This is a genomic window from Myxococcus sp. AB056, assembly GCF_006547365.1.
Taxonomy (GTDB): domain Bacteria; phylum Myxococcota; class Myxococcia; order Myxococcales; family Myxococcaceae; genus Myxococcus; species Myxococcus virescens.
In genome coordinates, this window is sequence record NZ_VHLB01000029.1 from 1 (window position 1) to 17214 (window position 17214).

General features: G+C 69.2%; 14 protein-coding genes. 4 read left to right on the forward strand and 10 right to left on the reverse strand.

The window, feature by feature from the left end:
- Positions 1-35 precede the first annotated feature (35 nt).
- The 5 genes from FMP39_RS15040 to FMP39_RS15060 all read right to left on the reverse strand — a co-directional run bounded on the left by FMP39_RS15040 (position 36) and on the right by FMP39_RS15060 (position 7525).
- Complete coding sequence (locus FMP39_RS15040) at positions 36-1823, reverse strand: CotH kinase family protein (RefSeq protein WP_228558006.1); 1788 nt, start codon at positions 1821-1823, stop codon at positions 36-38.
- A gap of 432 nt (positions 1824-2255) precedes the next feature.
- Positions 2256-3305 carry an SPFH domain-containing protein gene (locus FMP39_RS15045; protein WP_141590683.1) on the reverse strand — a complete coding sequence of 350 codons (1050 nt, stop codon included), beginning with the start codon at positions 3303-3305 and terminating at the stop codon, positions 2256-2258.
- Positions 3306-3503: 198 nt separating this feature from the next.
- Positions 3504-4304, reverse strand: a complete 801-nt coding sequence (locus tag FMP39_RS15050) for an ABC transporter permease subunit (RefSeq protein ID WP_141590685.1) — start codon at positions 4302-4304, stop codon at positions 3504-3506.
- A gap of 3 nt (positions 4305-4307) precedes the next feature.
- Positions 4308-5225: an ABC transporter ATP-binding protein gene (locus FMP39_RS15055; protein ID WP_141590687.1), complete on the reverse strand. Its 918-nt coding sequence runs from the start codon at positions 5223-5225 to the stop codon at positions 4308-4310.
- Positions 5222-7525, reverse strand: coding sequence for a glycosyltransferase family 39 protein (locus FMP39_RS15060; RefSeq protein WP_141590689.1), 2304 nt, complete (start codon positions 7523-7525; stop codon positions 5222-5224). Before FMP39_RS15060 ends, FMP39_RS15055 begins: the two co-directional genes overlap by 4 nt.
- Positions 7526-7791: 266 nt before the next feature.
- Between FMP39_RS15060 and FMP39_RS15065 the strand changes: the two genes are divergently transcribed.
- Together FMP39_RS15065 and FMP39_RS15070 are read left to right on the forward strand one after the other, a co-directional pair.
- A complete protein-coding gene (locus FMP39_RS15065) occupies positions 7792-9003 on the forward strand; it encodes a hypothetical protein (RefSeq protein ID WP_141590691.1) in 1212 nt (403 codons plus the stop codon).
- A gap of 6 nt (positions 9004-9009) precedes the next feature.
- Positions 9010-9888, forward strand: coding sequence for a hypothetical protein (locus FMP39_RS15070; protein ID WP_141590694.1), 879 nt, complete (start codon positions 9010-9012; stop codon positions 9886-9888).
- Between the two features lie 82 nt (positions 9889-9970).
- Here FMP39_RS15070 and FMP39_RS15075 read toward each other — a convergent pair whose 3' ends face one another.
- Together FMP39_RS15075 and FMP39_RS15080 are read right to left on the reverse strand one after the other, a co-directional pair.
- Complete coding sequence (locus FMP39_RS15075; protein WP_141590696.1) at positions 9971-10522, reverse strand: hypothetical protein; 552 nt, start codon at positions 10520-10522, stop codon at positions 9971-9973.
- Positions 10523-10612: 90 nt separating this feature from the next.
- Complete coding sequence (locus FMP39_RS15080) at positions 10613-12139, reverse strand: rhomboid family intramembrane serine protease (RefSeq protein ID WP_141590698.1); 1527 nt, start codon at positions 12137-12139, stop codon at positions 10613-10615.
- Positions 12140-12274: 135 nt separating this feature from the next.
- Here FMP39_RS15080 and FMP39_RS15085 point away from each other — a divergent pair, with 135 nt between their 5' ends.
- On the forward strand, positions 12275-13999 hold the full coding sequence (locus tag FMP39_RS15085; RefSeq protein ID WP_141590700.1) for an FHA domain-containing protein: 1725 nt from the start codon (positions 12275-12277) through the stop codon (positions 13997-13999).
- 74 nt (positions 14000-14073) lie between these two features.
- Positions 14074-14667: a response regulator gene (locus FMP39_RS15090; protein WP_002634367.1), complete on the forward strand. Its 594-nt coding sequence runs from the start codon at positions 14074-14076 to the stop codon at positions 14665-14667.
- Positions 14668-14701: 34 nt separating this feature from the next.
- Here FMP39_RS15090 and FMP39_RS15095 read toward each other — a convergent pair whose 3' ends face one another.
- The 3 genes from FMP39_RS15095 to FMP39_RS15105 are packed head-to-tail and all read right to left on the reverse strand — an operon-like array spanning position 14702 to position 17097.
- Entirely contained in the window at positions 14702-15484 is a 783-nt protein-coding gene (locus tag FMP39_RS15095) for an enoyl-CoA hydratase/isomerase family protein (protein ID WP_141590702.1), read from the reverse strand.
- Between the two features lie 2 nt (positions 15485-15486).
- Positions 15487-15699 (reverse strand): biotin/lipoyl-binding carrier protein, encoded by a 213-nt coding sequence (locus tag FMP39_RS37955; protein WP_011555548.1) that lies wholly within the window; start codon positions 15697-15699, stop codon positions 15487-15489.
- A gap of 45 nt (positions 15700-15744) precedes the next feature.
- A complete protein-coding gene (locus FMP39_RS15105; protein ID WP_141590704.1) occupies positions 15745-17097 on the reverse strand; it encodes an acetyl/propionyl/methylcrotonyl-CoA carboxylase subunit alpha in 1353 nt (450 codons plus the stop codon).
- Between the last annotated feature and the right edge of the window lie 117 nt (positions 17098-17214).

A 17214-nucleotide genomic window follows, 5' to 3' on the forward strand; every position in this document is an offset into this window, starting at 1 on the left:
AAGAGACAGCCCCCCACCCCGCCCGCGCCGGCCCCCTAGAAGGGACCGAAGCTCGCTTCCAGGTGCTGGCGCACGTGCGTGGGCCGCTGCGTGGCGTAGTCACGCATCGCGTCCACGTAGTAGCGCCACGACTCCACAGACACTGGATAGCCCCAACGCTCGATGTGCGCGGGAATCTCCGCGGCGACCAGGTCGGCCAGCGACTCCAGCTGCGCCGTCACGCGCTCCGCGCGGAAGGTGTTGTCCAGGTGCCACTGGAAGCGCGACACGAAGCGGCTCTTGAAGTCCGCGTTCGTCATCAACTGGCGGATGAGCAGCACGGACCACTCCGGGAGTGACTCGTCCGTCATCACCCGGGCCAGCGAGTCGTAGCCCGGGTCACCGAGGAAGGCGTTGTCCAAGTCATAGACCAGCCAGCGCCAGCGGCCGTCCTTCGCCGCGGCCCCACCGGACTCCGGCTGGACGTAGCGCCAGAACTTGACGTTGTTGTGGGGCCAGTCCGTGTTCGCGAAGAAGATCTCCGCGATTTGATAGTCGATGAAGTCGTCCACATCCATCATCGACTCCACGTGGGCCAGGTTCTCCGGCAGCGAGAGGTCGTTGTTCCGGACGAAGTCCAGGAGCGCGAGGTAGTGCGACTCGTCGCCTTCCTCGCCGGTGTCGAGCACCCCATCCAGCTCCAGGATGGCCACCTTCTTGCGGTCGATGCCGTGGCGCGACGCGAGGTAGTACTCGTCATACCGCTCGCGCAGCTCATGCAGGCCCCAGTACTCGCCGTTGAGGTACAGGACCGTGGGGCGGCAGGCCTGCAGGTGCAGCGCCGTCTCCCGCAGCAGCCCCTGAAGCGCGCAGTCGCGAATCTTGGAGTACAGCAGGTCCTGGCCCGACGTGCGGACGATGAGCCGCGTGTATTCATCCAGCGGCTCGCCGGGGAACACCGCCGCGCGGAACGTCTTCGGCCCGTAGTCCTCCTTCGCGTACAGGCGCAGGCTCTTGTGCGGCAGCGCCGCGCTGCCCGAGCCGTGGATGCGCACGCCCGCCCCCTGCGAAATCACCGGCTGGCCTTCCACTTCGAACCACTCCACGTGGAGGGGGCGCTCCCAGTCCTTGCCACCCTGGTGATAGTTGCCGTTGCCCCACATCACGTCCGGCATGGGGTCTTCCGCGTGAATCCGTCCGGGGACGTAGATGCCGTGCTCGAAGCCAAAGAAGTGCTCCGCGTCCACCGACAGGGACATCACCGGCAACGAACCATGTGACTTGTCGATGAGATAGCTGCGCGTGCCGGAAGCGCCTACGGGCGTGGCGTCCTGGAACTGCTGGAACCGCACCACGGCGGCGCGGCCCACCGGCCCGCGAGGCGGCAGCCATCGCCACTCCACCGGCGTCTCCGGCGGATTCGTGGGGATGAGGGACAGGGGCGTGGGCTCGCCTTGTGAACGCATCAGGACCAACGGCGAGGTGTAGATGGGCGAGTGGGCCGTCGGCGTCGAGCCATCCAGCGTGTAGCGCGTCGTCGCGGACTCGCTCGTGGGCAGCGTCAGCAGCGACGGGGGCTGGTAGAGCGCGTGCGACGTGGCGAAGTCCAACGGCTGGAGCGCCAGCGACGCGCGGGCCGGAGTGCCCGAGCCGTCATGGGCCACCACCTCGATGGAATGTCTCGTCGCGCCGGGCAGCCATTGGATGCTCCACTGGTCACCATTCACCTCGGCCCAGCCGAGCAGCACGCCGTCCACGTGGACTTCCACGGCCCTGATGTCGCCCTGCCCCTGGATGGTGCCCCGCAGGAAGCCGGACGCATTGTCCATGCCATCGATGGACACGTACGGAACCGACTGCTCTTCCCGCGGGTTTTCAATGGGCGGAACGACTGGCGCCGGCGGGGCATCCTCACGGCAGGCGGACAGTGAAAGAGTGAGCCACAACAACGCCGAGCGGGACTTGAAACGAAGGGGCATCAACGCCTGTCTCCCTGGGAACGAGCGGCCAGCGCATGACTGGCACGGGGACGTCCGGCCCGCAGGAATACGTACCTCCTGCGACACGTCCCACACGCGCCCGTGCACGGCGCACGCCATCTGAGTCCCCAGGTGGGGCGCCCTGAAACGCACATCGCACGACGACCGCGGCGGCCCCTATGTAGCGCAGGGAACGTTTGAGGTCCATCCGGCCCCAGTGCATGTCAGGGAAAGCACGAGAGCCCCCGCCCGGTGTCGGACGGAGGCTCTGGGTACCGCAAGGGCACACGAAGGGAACTACAGGAGCTTCATCAGCTCCGCGCGCTTCGCATTGTACTCCTCGTCACTGAGGACGCCTGCGTCCTTCAGCTCCTTGATTTCCTTCAGGCGCTGCGCGGGGCTGCGCGTGTCCGCCGGGGGCGCCGCGGGCGCGGGCTCCGGAGGCCGCTGCTGGTGCTGCTGCTGGTTCATGAACTGCTGGGCCATGCCGAAGCCCATGCCCATGCCCATGCCGCCCAGCGCGTTGCCCGCGCCACCACCGCCGTCACCGCCCTTGGCCATGCCCTCGGCCGCGCCGAGCATCGCCTGACCCTGCGCGTACTGCTGGAAGCCACCGGCCAGACGCGAGTACGCCACGTCCTTGCCCAGCTTCTTCAGCGTCGCCTCGTCCTCCTCCTTGATGGAGACGTGGAAGTTGCCCATCCGCACCACGGTGAGGCCGTAGCCGTCCACGTGGGGCTTGAGCCCGGAGATGACCTCGGTCTCGATCTCCTCGGTGTACGCGCCGCTCGTCACGTCGAGCAGCGGCCAGCGCTTCTTGACGAGCAGCTCCGCGATGCGGTCGCGCGTCACCTTCAGCACCTGGTTCTTGAACCAGCCGAGCAGCTCGTCGTTGCCGGTGCGGCCCATGCCCACCAGGCCCACCACCAGGCGCTCCGGGTCCGTCACGCGGATGGAGAAGTCGCCGTACACCATGGTGCCGATGCCCAGGCCCGTCTCCGGGTCGCGCACGTCACCGATGGGACCGCCGAACTTCACGCCGGCGAACTCCCGGGTGGAGACGAAGAAGATTTCGGAGATGAAGAGGTTGCCGCCCGTGAAGCCTTCGATGAGGCGGGACAGGAACGGGATGTTGTTCGTGTCCAGTGAGTGACGGCCGGGCCCCAGCTTGCCCTCCACCTTGCCGTCCTTCACGAAGAGGGCGACCTCGTCCGCATCGACGGTGAGCTGGGTCAGCATCCGGACGTTGTTCTCCGGATACTTGTAGATGATGTCGCCCTTCGCCGAGTCCGCCCGGGCGATGAAGTTGCGCTTCGTCTCACCCTTGATGCTGTCGAAGATACCCATTGCCGTCAGCGCCTCCGTGGCCGCGTTGGCAGCCGGTCAACCCGCGCCGCCACCCCAACCCTTTTAAGAGCATGGCATCCCGGACGAAAGCGCGCGCGCTCGCGTACCGGCACCTGCTCGCAACATGCCAGTTTCACTGGCGAAAGCCTAGCCGCTCGGCAGGCCGGATGCCCTGGAAAGCGACGGCCAGCGTCCGCGCTAGCCCCAACGGCTCACCAGCCGCTCGCGGTCCAACAAGCGGATACTGGCCCACAGCAGGAGGGCGTCCAGCACCAGCACCACCGCGCCCTGAAGCAGGTAGTAGCCGAAGCCCGCCTTGAGCACGCCCGCCACCTGCCCACCCACCATGCCCACGATGGGCAGCACCACCAGCGCGGACAACTGCTGGGCCATGCGCGCCTCGCTCACCCGGGCGGAGATGAGCACCGCCACCCCGTTGCCGAAGAAGGCGAACAGCGGCGCGATGACGAACACGCCGAAGGTCCACAGCGCGTTGGGCATCAGCGGCATCTGCACCAGCGGCCACGCGACGATGTCCACGCCCACGCAGAACAAGACGAAGGCCGTCCACGTAATCGCCACGGACGGCACCAGCGCCGCCAGGCTCTTGCCCGTCACCAGCTCCGCCGCCGTCACGGGCGAGGCCAGGAGCGGCTCCAGCGTGCGCCGCTCCTTCTCCCCCGCCACACTCTGGGACGCGATGAGGATGGGCACGAACACCGGCATCACCAGGAACATGCCGAACCAGTCGGTGAGCGTCTTGTCGATGAGGAAGCGCGCGGCGCTGGCGCCCAACGGCAGCGTGGGATCGTAGAAGAGCGCCACGCTGCGCAGGTCCGCGTGGTCCGGCGTGCGCACGTACGTCCACACCACGCCAATGGGCACCAGCACCATGACGGCCGGGAGCACCATCATGGACACCAGCAGGCCCACGTTCTTTCGCAGGTCCAGGAAGTCCTTCCAGAACACCGCCAGGGCCCGCTTCGGACGGAACGCCATGGGCTACCCCCTCCCCTCGCGCAGCAGCTCCAGATAGACCTCTTCCAGGGGACGCTGCGTGGGCACCGCGCTGTGCACCCGCGCACCCGCTCCCACCAGGCACGCCACCACGTCGGGCGCCTGCGCATCGTCCGCCAGCATCACGCGCAGCTTCGGCCCTTCGGCCAGCACGTTGGGCGCGAAGGGCAGTTGGGCCAGCGCGCCGCGAAAGCGCTCCGCCTCCCCTTCCACGCGCACCTCCAGCGCCTGTCCCGCGTGCCGCAGCTCGCGGACGGGGCCCATGGCCAGCAGGCGGCGCTTCACCACCGCCACGCGCTCACACAGGCGCTCCACCTCCGCCAGGTTGTGCGAGCACAGGACGATGGTGCGCCCCTCCGACGCCAGCTCCGCCACGGCGTCGCGCACGGTGCGCGCCGACTCCGGGTCCAGGCCGCTGGTGGGCTCGTCCAGGAAGATGACCTTCGGGTCGTGCACCAGCGTCCGGACGATGGCCAGCTTCTGCCGCATCCCTTTGGAGAAGCCGCCCACCGGCTCCTCCTCGCGCCCACCCAACCCGAAGCGCTCCAGGTAGTGCCGGGCCCGAGGCCAGGCCGCGGCTTCATCCAGCTCATGCAGCTTCATGAAGAAGCGCAGGTTCTCTCGCGCGGTGAGCCTGTCGTAGAGGCCGGGCTGCTCGGTGAGCAGGCCCACCACCTTGCGCAGCGGCTCGCCGTCGCGGTCCACCCGGTGGCCCCACACGGTGGCCTCGCCCTCGGTGGGCTGAAGCAGCCCCGTGAGCATGCGCACCGTGGTCGTCTTCCCCGCGCCGTTGGGCCCCAGCAGGCCGAATACCTCGCCGGGCCGCACGTGGAAGGACAACGCCTCCACGGCCACCCGGTCTCCGAAGCGCTTGCCCAGGTCCTGGACGTGGATGCCGCTCAATCGATGGTCACCAGGACGAACTTGTTGTTGATGTCGCGGTCCACCGGCGTGACGACCTTGTCCGAGCCCACCGCGGTGCGCAGCAGGTTGAGCCGGTTGTGCTCCACCAGGGCCCACTCACGACCCGGCCGCTGCGCCAGGGCGCGCATGCGCGCGTTCGCGTCCGACACGCGGTACTGCTCCACCGTGTTCTGCGAGTAGAACGTCTCGCCGCGCCAGTTCATCATGTACGCGACGATGGGCTCGCCCGCCTGACGCTGCGCGTAGTAGCGCCAGAAGAGGTCGCGCTGCGTCCAGTGGTGGGACAGGTCCACCCAGTGGTTCCAGTTGAACCAGAGGGCCATGCCCGCCGCGAGCACCCAGAAGGTGCCGAACAGCATCGCCCGCGCCCGCATCAACGACGCCACCACCGCCATGCCGCCTGCCACCGCGAAGGCGAAGCCCAGCGTCTTCTTGACGTTGACGGGCTCCGACAGCGCCTTGAGCAGCGAGTCCTCCGCCGCCGGCTGGCGGAAGCCCCGCACCGCGAATGCGATGCCCACCACGGCCAGCACGCCGGCCAGTGTCTGGAGCGACGCGCGGCCTTCCGCGCCCGGCCGCATGGACTCCCACGCCAGATAGCCCGCCACCGCCAGCACCGCCACGCCCACCAGCGCCTTGGCGGACACCTGGGCCTGGGCGCTCACCGCGCCCAGCGTCGCCACGCCGCCCAGGAGCAGCATCAGTGCCACGGCGCGCGCGCTCGGCGTCGTCCGGGCCCGCCCCTTCGCGGAGAAGGCATCGAAGGACAGGTAGACGCCGAAGGCCAGCAGCACCAGCGTCACCAAATCGCCCGTCCACAGCGGGCGCGAGGTGAAGAACGCGATGGGCTTCGTCACCAGGTCCTGCGGATAGGTCCGGTCGTAGTTGTAGACGAACAGGTCGGTGAAGATCTTCGGGTTCTCCGCGATGTTCTTCCCCACCAGGACGAAGAGCAGGAACCCGAAGATGAGGCTCACCGCGTGCGCGGAGATGCCCTCCTCCCACAGCCGGTCGATGAAGAGCGCCAGGAGGACGGCCACACCCGGCAGCACCGGGAAGACGTAGTGGTGGAACTTGGTGGCGCTGGACGACAGCAGCCAGAAGGAGAAGGCCACCCACAGCACCGCGATGATGGCCAGGTGGTCCGCCGCCTTCTCCGAGCGCAGCTTCAGCCGCGCCACCACCGCGAAGGCGCCGGGCAGCAGCGCCACCCAGGGGAAGATGGCGAAGCCCCCCTGCTCGATGAAGTAGATGAACGTGCCGCCCGGCGTGGTGGTGTGCACGCCCGCCGTGAGGCGGTTGAGGTGGTCGTGGACGAAGAAGCGGTACCAGAAGAGCTTGCCCTCATCGTCCACGGAGCCGAAGAGCGACAGCGTCAGGTACCAGGGGCCCGCCACCGCGAAGAACACCAGGATGCCCGTGCCCAGGTGCATCTTGAACATCTGCCCCCACAGCACGGGCATGGGCTGCCGGCCCTCGCGCACGTCCTTGCGGAAGCGGGACTGCGTGAGCCACTTCAGGTGCGCGTCCAGGCTGTCGCTGTCCCAGGGGATGACGGACAGGGCCGCGTACAGCACCAGGATGACGGCGGGCAGGCCCACGCCCAGCAGGCCCTTGGCCAACGCGGACAGGCCGGCGAAGAAATAGAAGCCGTACCACCAGGCGGCGCGGTGCTTCGTCGTCGCATCCAGCTGGCCGATGAGCGCGCACGCCATGGCGCAGATGAAGGTGGTGACGAAGGGCGTGTCCGTCACCGTCTGCCGCGTGAGCAGGAAGTACAGCGGCATGGTGGCCAGCACGAAGCCGGTGGCCAATCCCGCGCGCCGGGACACCACGCGCGCAACCGCCAGTGACAGCAGCGCCACCGCGGTGATGCTCAGGAGCGCGAAGGGCATCCGCATGCCCCACTCCGTATAGCGGCCCAGCATCCCACCCGGGTTCGCCGCCCCCACCACGTTCATGCCCAGCGCCTGCATCCACATCGTGAGCGGCGGCTTGGAGAAGAACCACGAGTTCTCCCAGAAGGGATACACGTAGTCCTGGCGGACAATCATCATCCGCGCGACTTCGCCGTAGTGCGTCTCCCAGGGGTCCCAGAGCCCCACCGCGCCCAGGTAGGGAAGGAAGAGCAGGGCCGCGAAGCCCGCCGTGGCCGTCACGACGCGCAGACTGAAGGACAGCTCCAGCCACCGCTTCGCCCACTTCGCCTGGAAGAAGTCCTTGCCGAGGATGGCCTCGACGAAGGTCTGCTCCCGCTGCTGTTCGACTTCGCTCTCCACGGACTGAAGCTCCTTGAGTCGTTCCGGGCGGTGGGCCGCCCACCCTCGGCAGGACGCGGCGTTATATCCCCGCGGCCCCCTCCGGTCGACCACCGCCAACGGCCTCTGCCGTGAGCCTGACTGCGCGCCGTTGTGCAGGGGGATGTACACGACAGGGGCGTCAACCCCGCGAAAGCACGGCTCCTCGGCAGAGGCACGGCGCTTGAAACGCCCGGGGCCGGCGGTGCGTCCCGAGGCCGACGGGACGTGGCCGCCGAGGAGACATCATGCTCGCCCCCGCAGTGTCCCTGGCTTGCGCCCTCTTGCTCGCGCAGCCAGGGAACGAGGCCCCTGTCCTTCAGCCGCCCACCACCCCGCTTCCGGTCCAGGCATGGCGCGCCCCCACGGTGTGCTTGCGGCTGCCACCGACGAAGAATGTTCCCTCCGGCGAGTGGCGGGCCCAGTGTGACGACACCGCTCAGGTGTGCCGGGTGTCCCCGTTGAGGGAGCTGGACGCCGAGGGCGTGGAGACGGACCGGCTGCAAGCGCGGGCGACGACCTGCTCCAGCGGGTTCGATGAGGAAACGGCGGAGCGGGTGAAGGGTTATCGAATGGAGCCGGCCCGCGCGGCGGCCCCACCCGGCTGGTACCGCGACGAGCGCGGGCGGATGATGCAGTTCAACTTCGACCTGAACCGGCGCGTCTGGCTCGGAGGCGCCTGGGCGCCCCTGTGGCATGACGGCCAGGTGCAGGGCCGCATGCGCGCCGACTTCGGCATCGCGGTGGAGGCACCGTCCCACCGGGGGAAGCGGCTGCACCGGCTCCGCTTCCTGGAGACGGAGCTGCACCTGGGCGTGCCCTCGCTCGACCTGACGGCGGCGCGTTATGACTTCAGCGTCGAGCGCGACGACCCGCTCTTCAGCGTGACGACCTTCTTCGGCAAGCCGCGGCGGCATGACCTCCACCTCAACCTGGGCTTGTGGATGGAGACGCTCCGCGTGGAGGAACTCGAACGCAGCGGCGAAGCGGGGCGCTTCCTCACCTGGGGCACGCTCCACGCCACGGTGGACCTGTGGCGTTCGAAGGACCTGGTGTCCTACGTGCGCGTGCGCGCCGGTCCATCCTTCGAGCGGGACTACGCGAATGGCTTCAACACCTTCGTCCCCGGCGCGGCGCTCGAAGCAGACCTGACGCTGGACCGGGACGGCTTCCACCACCTGCGGCTGGGGGTGGAGGCGGAGAAGGTGTTGCTGGCCCCGGCCGTCGCGGGCCGCCCGCTGAGGCCGGAGCGGCTGCGGCTCCAGGCCGGCTACGAGGTCATCCTCCTGGCCATCAACGACCAGCCGTTGAGCCTGCTCGTGGATGGCCGCGGAATGAAGCGTGGCGACATCGCGGGCGTCCCCGAGCAGTGGGAATGGTCCGCGTCCGCGGGCCTGCGCTTCTCCCTCTGGGCTCCCGCGCGTCGCTCCGCGCCCCTGGCCACGTCCGTGAAGGAGTAGGCCTCCATGCTGATGCTCGGACTGGCGCTGCTGCTGGCCACCGCCGCGGACGTGCCGCGGGGCGTGCCCGATGACGACGCCTGCGTGGCCCTGGACGAACGCGGTGAGCGCTACCCCATCTGCTTCGACCCCGGCGACGGCTTCGTGGTGGGCACGCGCACGCGGCTCAGCCGCTCGGCGATGGCGCAGGCGGTGCGCACGGGCGTGCACATCCGAAGCGGACGCAGCAGCCGGAGCAAGGGCTCGCCCTGGTTCAACAACCACCGGCTGCTCGGTCTGGAGGCGTGGGATGGGGAGCAGCGTGGGCTCACCTTCACCGCGTATGACGGGACGCTGCGCCGGCACCTGGAGGAAGGCTTCATCCTGGTGCCCACGGCGCGGCCAGCGCGCATTCCCTTCCCCTTCGACGTGACGGTGGCGCTGCGACTGGGGCACCTGGAGCGCCGCGTCTGGGAGGGCCCCGGTTGGACCTTGGAAACGGGACGGCTGGGCCTGCTGCTGGACCCGATGCGCGCGGAGACGGAGCGGGTGTGGTTCGGCGTGGGGCCCGTCGCCGGGCACGCGGTGCGGCGCTCCCGGGAGGGCGTCTCGCACACGGTGGCGCCCTTCACCGAGCTGATGTTCGACGCGGGCCTGGAGTCACGGGACGGACTGTGGGCCCTGCGCGCATCGGGGCTCGCGGGCTGGAGCATCGGAATCGAGCGTGGGCTGTACTTCCGCGCCAGGACGGACGTGGGCCTGGAGCGTGTCGTGCTCGCGGTGGCGGACCAGCCCGTGGTGCTCCAGTTGAGCGGGGCCTATGTCCACCGGGACGCGGGGCTGGACCGGCGCAGTGAGTGGACCGCGAACGTCGGGCTCGCGGTCCGAGTTTTCGGCGCCCGATGATGCGAACAAAGACTTCCTGCTCAAGGACGAGGACTGAAGCAAGGCGCCCGGGCGCTCCCCCCAAGGAGCGCCCGGCGCTGGCTCACTTCGGCTCTGTCGGCGTGACGGCGCCGTTCAACACGTTCACGAGCGTCGCCCCCAGCGCCACAGGCGGGTAAGGCACCGCGGAGAGAACAGAGGTCGCCGAGTCGATGACCGCATACGCCTTCTGCGACGGCGTGGACGTCGGGTTGGTGAACACGTCCCGCGTGTTGGACAACGAGGACAGCGTGCTGAAGACGTTCAGGAACGGCACGGCCTTGCCCACCGTCTTCGCGACGGTCGTCGAGGGCATCGACGAAGGCATGTTGCCCTGCAGCCCATCCTTGATGACGCGGACGCCCGACTCAAAGGTGTCCGCCACGTTGATGGCGTTGTTCGCCGTGCCGGACATGCTGCCCACCTGGCTCATCACCGAGTGCGGCGGCGTCTGGACCTGCTCCGATGTCCCGCTCTTGCCTCCCACGCTCTTCGCGCCGGTCGCTCCGAGCTGAAGTGCGTTGACGGTCCTGTCCCCGATTTCCACCCCGGTGGCGCCCAGATTGACGGGCGGCTTGCTGGGCGAAACGGTCGGCTTTCCAAAAATCCTCGTCATGGTGTCCCCCCTCTGCGTGTGCCTTCGGCCTACATTGGGGTTATCTGCGATGATTCTCGGGAGTTTCGCCTACACTTTCCGACCTGATTTTCAGTGGTGCGGCGCAGCCTCCAGCACCGTCCGCAGCGCGAGCTCCGCCGCGCGCAGCCGGGCATCCTGAGGGTCCACCCGGCGCGCTTCCACCAGGCGCTCCAGGGCCCGCGCGACGTTGCCGCGTGACAGCTCACAGCGCACGCCGGCCTCCAGCGCGCCTGTGTCCCAGGGCCCGTACACCCGCGCCTCCGCGGCGGCGTGACACCCCTCCTCCACGCGCGATGCCTCCAGGAGCGCGCGCGCCAGCTCGACACGCGTCTCCACATGAGCGGGCGCCAACCGCACGGACTCGCTCAACGGCGCCACTGCTTCCTTGGGAAGGCCCAGGCGGCGCAGCACTCCGCCCAATGCACGCAGCGGTCCCGGCGCCCCCGGAACGAGCAGCGCTTTGGCCCGCGCCTCGCGCAGGACGGACGGCTCGTCGAAGCGCACCTCCGCCACCATCCGGTCCACCACCGCGCGGTAGGCGGGGTACGCCGCGGGCCAGGTGAACACCAGCCGGTACACCCACTCCCCCCGTGGCACGAAGAGCGCCATCAGATGAGTGGGCCCCCCTGGCCCCTCCAACTCCGCATGCAGCCGCTGCGCGCTCCGCCCGCCCACGCGCGCCGCCACCGGCCCCGTCACCTCCAGCGTCCGCCCCTCGGGGCTCGGAGCGCCCTGCACCAGCACCTCCTGCTGGAACTGCCGCGCCTGGACCGAGCCGTCTCCTGGCTCTCCCGCCTCGATGGCCTCCGCCGAGAAGGTCGCGCGGCCACGCCCCAGCAGCCCGTTGGAGAAGGCCCGCCGGCCCTGCCCGTCCACGTCGCCCCGCCAGTCGCGCGGCAGCGCCACGGAGAGGCCAAAGCCGTCATCCCGCTCCGTGCGCCAGACGGAACGCTCCGCCACCACGCCCCCCGTCACCACCACCGCCGCCACCACCATCCCCACCGGGCGCAGCCAGCTTGTGTCCGGGTGCCAGCGCGGCTCCAGGAAGACGCCCGCCAGCAGCCCCGCGAGCAATCCGCCCAGGTGCCCCGCGTTGTCCACGCCCACCGACGTCCACCCTATCCATATGAAGACGAGCACCGTGGGCACCGCGGCCTCGCTGGACATCCACCGCGCCGGCAGCTTCGCCCGGTGACGCCGGCCCAGGACGAGCAAGGCACCCACACAGGCATATACGAGCCCGGAGGCCCCCACGCTCACCCCCCCGGAGTTGCCGAGCGAGCCCGCCATGGTGGCCAGCCCCGCCGCCACCAGCAGCGCCGCGTAGTCCCGGCGCCGACACAGGCGCTCCAGGCCGCTTCCCGCCGCCAACAGCACCAGGACATTGAGCGCCAGGTGGGGGAAGTCCCGGTGCAGGAAGTGGGCGGTGACGAGCCGCCAGACCTGGCCCGCGTCCACCACCAGAGGCCCCGCCTTCGCGCCCCACCGCAGCAGGGTGTCCAGCCCCACCGGCCCCGCGGCTCGCGCCGCGCCGTGGATGCCCACCAGCACGGTGGCGAGGATCAACGTGAGCCAGGGCGCCCCCCCAAGTCGCATTCCACCGGCCGATTGACCGATGGACAACAGCCTCGGCTGCCCCTCTTCCTCGGGAGAAAGTCGTGTCTTTTGAGGGGGATACATGGCTTGTACAGGGAAAGGCCGTTCTGCTATGACTGTACGCGGATCGGACCCGTGCTGAAGCTCATCATCGAAGACGACGAGGGGCGCAAGACCGTTGTTCCTTTCGTGCGTGACGAGATCACCATCGGCCGTCAGGAGGGAAACACCATCCGCCTGACGGAACGGAATGTGTCTCGCCGTCACGCACGATTGGTGCGACTCAATGGCCACGTCGTAGTGGAAGACCTGGGGAGCTATAACGGCACCCGGATCAACGGCGAGCGAATCGCGGGTCAGTCGCCCCTGAAAGAGGGTGACCTGGTCCAGATTGGCGACTACGACCTCGCGCTCCAAGCGGAGGGCGCGGCCAACGCCGTAGGCCCCATCACCACCAAAGTGCCCGCCCGCCGGCCGGAGCCCGAGCCGGAGGAGGACGACTCCGACGACGACGAGCCGGAGGAGAGCGAGCACACCCCGCCCTCCCTCAGCGCCGCGGACGCGCGCCGTCACTCCACCTCCATCATCCGGTTGGACCAGGTGGAGGCGGATCGGCCACGCAAGGTGGTGGACGTGCCCGCCGAGGACGCTCCCCGCCTGCTCGTGCTGTCCCCAGACGAGCTCAAGGGCCAGGAGTTCGCCTGCATCCGCACGGAGCTGCGGATCGGCCGCACCGACGACAACGACATCACCTTGGATCATCGGTCGCTGTCGCGCACCCACGCCAAGCTCGTCCGCGAGGACGCAGGCGAGTGGCGCGTCATCGACATGCAGTCGGCCAACGGGATGACGGTCAACGGTGAGAGCTACGCACAGGCCACGCTCGCCACCGGCGACATCATCGAACTGGGGCACGTGAAGCTGCGCTTCGTCAACGCCGGTGACGCGTCGGACGACGTGGCCGCGGGTGGCGGCTCGCGCTCGAAGCTGCCCCTGGTGGCGAGCCTCGCGGCCCTGCTGCTCGGCGGAGGCGGCGGAGCCCTCTGGTACATGAACCAGCAGGGCACCCAGCCGACGGCGCCCCCCGTCATCGCGCAGGCGCCCACGCCCCCTCTGGACGAGGATCCGCAGCCGACCATCGAGGAACCGGCCGCGGCCAACGACACCCCGCCCACGACGGCAACGGCGGCGGCGCAGACGCCTGAAACGCCACCGCCCCCGCGTGGTCCCTCCATGGAGGAGCAGCGCGCGGTCGCTGACAAGGCGATTGCGGCGCGAGACTTCGACGCGGCCGTGGACGCGCTGGAGCGCATCAAGGATGCCAACGGCCAGCGCCCCCGTGACGTGGAGACCCGGCTCGACGAGGCGCGCGCCGAGCAGTTGATGAAGCGGCGGCTCGACGACGTCCGCAACGCCCTGGGCGACGGCAAGCTGCCGGAGGCTGAGGAAGCCCTGCGCGAGAGCGCCGCCACCAAGGCGTTCGCCAAGGAGTACGCGGCGCTGAAGACGCAGGTCGCCGAGGCCCAGAAGAAGGCGGCTCCGCCCGCCGCGGTTCCCACCTCCGGCACGGAGAAGGCGCCGCCTGCCGCGCAGTCCGCGGCGGCCAAGGCCCAGGCGGACGGCTTCGACCACATCAAGGGTCTGCGCTATCGGCAGGCCATCGAGCAGCTGAACAAGTGCCTCGACCTGGAACCCACCCGCGCCGAGTGCCACCTCTACCTCGGGTCCGCCTACGCGAATGACAACCAGCCCGAGAAGGGCGCGGTTCACTACAAGCGATTCCTGGAACTTGCGCCCAATCACGCGTACTACGAGCGCGTGAAGGGTTTGGTCGAGAGTTACGAGAATCCCAAGAAGTAGTGGTCTGCCGGAATCACCCTCGCCCCCCGGGGGTATTCCGGTCCCATCGCACTGAACTGCAGCGAGGAGACGCTGTGCAGATTCGCATCCTGGTAGTTGATGATGAGCAGGACAACTGCGACTACCTCAAGCTGGTCCTGACCCGTGAAGGCTACGAGGTCGTGACCACGACGGACCCCACCCAGACGGTGGAAATCCTCCGGGGCTCCGACTTCCACCTCGTCATCCTCGACATGATGATGCCGCAGATGTCGGGCACCGAGGTGTTGGAGCAGATTCGCAAGTACGACACGGACGTGGCCGTCATCGTCGCCACCGCGTACCCCACGGTGGACACGGCGGTGGCCTCGCTCAAGGCGCAGGCTTCCGACTACGTCAAGAAGCCCATGGAGCCGGAGCAGTTCATCACCGCGGTCCGCAACGCCCTCCAGAAGAAGGGCTTGTCCCAGGACCCGGAGGCGGACCTGCACCGCGCCATTGGCCGCACCATCCGCGACGCACGCAAGACGCAGGAGCTCACGCTCAAGCAGCTGGCGCGGCGCACGGGCCTGTCGGTGTCGCTGCTGTCGCAGATTGAGCGCGCGGAGTCCTCCGCCTCCATCTCCTCGCTGTACAAGATTGCCTCGGCGCTGCAGCTGCGCATGGGCGAGCTCTTCGGCGATACCTGATGTCGCCGTGGCAGTGCCCCGCCGGCCGCCCTGACTAGCGGCCGGAGAAGCGGGGCGGGCGCTTTTCAAGGAAGGCTGCCCGCCCCTCCTTCGCGTCCTCGCTCCCGAAGGCCGCCGCGCGCAAGCCGCGCAGCCGCGCCCGGTCTGCCTCCTCCAACGGGGCCCGAGCCAGACGCCCGAAGGACTCCTTCATCCCCGACACCGCCAGCGGTGCATGGCTCGCCAGGGTGGCGCACAGCGCCAGCGCGCGCGTCTCCGCGTCCGCCAGGCAGTCATCCAGCAGCCCCCACTCCAGCGCCTCCCGCGCGCTCAGCTTCCGCGCGGCCAGGAAGAGCTGCTTGGCGCGCGCCACGCCCACCAGCCGCGCGGCCCGGGCCAGCCCCTCCGGGGAGTAGACGATGCCCAGCTTCGCGGGGGGCATGAGGAAGACGGCGTTGGGCGTGCCAATGCGGAAGTCGCACGAGGCCGCCAGGTCGAAGCCGGCACCCACCGCGGGGCCCTCCACCAGCGCCACACTGGGCGCGGGGTGGGACTCCAGCTTCAGCAGACACTCCACCAGCAAGTCATCCGGCAGCCGTCCGCCCGCGCCCGGGGGCCCCAGGTGCGTCAAGTCATAGCCGGAACAGAAAGCCCCGCCCGCGCCGCGCACCAGCAAGGCGCGCACATGCGGGGCGGGCTCCAGCGCCGCGTCCAGCCGCGCCAGAAGGCCGTCATCGAGCGCGTTGCGGCGGGCCGGGTTGGACAGCGTCAACACCCGGACCCCGTCGTCGCGGTCCTCGACGTTCAGCGAAGCGCCTGTCGCGACGACGGGCTCCACTGCTAACCGAGCACCACGAGGACATCGCCCTCGTTGACCGACTGCGCCTCCTTCACCCGAATCTCCTTCACCGTCCCGCCATCCTCTGCCTCCACGGGCATCTCCATCTTCATGGATTCGAGGATGACGAGCGTGTCGCCCGCGTTGACCTGCTGGCCGACCTGAACCTCAATCTTCCACACCGTGCCGGTGATGTGCGCCGCTACGTCCGCCATGAATCCGTGCCTCCTCAGGGGTGGTTGGGGCTGGAGCGGGCCCCGCTACGCCGGCTTGGCGTGGTGCTCCAGGAAGTGCGTGTCCAGCTCGCCGGCCTGGAAGGCCGCATCCTGCACGATGCGCAGGTGGAGCGGGATGTTCGTCTTGATGCCTTCGATGCGGAACGACTGGAGCGCCGCCACGGAGCGCTCAATCGCCTGCGCCCGCGTCTCACCGGTGATGATGAGCTTGGCAATCATCGGGTCGTAGTTGGGCGTGACGGTGTTGCCCTCGCCGTAGCCCGCGTCCAGGCGGACGCCCTCGCCCGTGGGCGGCTGGAACACATTCAGCGGCCCGGGAGACGGGAAGAACTTCACCGGGTCCTCGGCGTAGATGCGGAACTCCAGTGCCGCCCCGCGCCGCTTCACGTCCTCCTGCTTCACCGTGAGGTGCTCGCCCGCGGCGATGCGCAGCTGCCAGCCGATGAGGTCCAGCCCCGTGGTCAGCTCCGTCACCGGGTGCTCCACCTGGAGGCGGGCGTTCATCTCGATGAAGTAGACCTCACCGTCCGAGTAGAGGAACTCCACCGTGCCGGCGTTGGCGTAGCCGAAGGCCTTCGCCGCGGCCACCGCGGCCGTGAAGAGCTTCTGCGCCAGCTCCGGGTTGCGCCCGTCCGCGAACAGCACGGAGGGGGCTTCCTCCACCACCTTCTGGTGGCGCCGCTGGATGGAGCATTCCCGCTCCAGGCAGTGGATGAGGTGGCCGTGCTGGTCCCCCAGAATCTGGACCTCGATGTGCCGGGGCGCCGGGAAGTAGCGCTCCACGTACACGCCTTCCTTGCCGAAGGCGGCCTTCGCCCGGTCCGTGCACTGGCGGTAGACCTTCTCCATCTCCGCGGGGTTCCTGGCCACCGCCATGCCAATGCCGCCGCCGCCGCTGGCCGCCTTGACGAGCACCGGGTAGCCGATGCGCTCGGCCTCCGCCAGCGCGCTGGCCACGTCGGGCACCACGCCCTCGCTGCCGGGCACCACGGGAACCCCCGCGGCGGACACCAGCTTGCGGGCCTGGCTCTTGTCCTTCATCCGCGCCATGGCCTCCGGCGGCGGTCCCACGAAGATGAGCCCCGCGTCCGCGCAGGCCTGGGCGAACTCGCCGTTCTCCGACAGGAAGCCGTAGCCCGGGTGGATGGCCTGCGCACCCGTCTGCTTCGCGGCGTCCAGGATGGCGGCGGTGTTGAGGTAGCTGTCCTTGGCCGGTGCGGGGCCGATGCGCACCGCCTCGTCGGCCTCTTTCACGAAGGGCAGCTCGGCGTCCGCGTCCGAATAGACGGCGACCGTCTTGAGCCCCATGCCCCGGGCCACCACGCCGATGCGGCGGGCAATCTCTCCCCGGTTGGCGATGAGCAGCTTCTGGAACATGGCGAAACCCCTGGGGTGCGGGTGCGAAAGGGCGGCGAACCTAACCCTCGCTCCCTCCCAAGACAAGGGTGCGAACGGACGTGCAACAGGTCCCTACAGTCCAGTAAATTTGCGGGT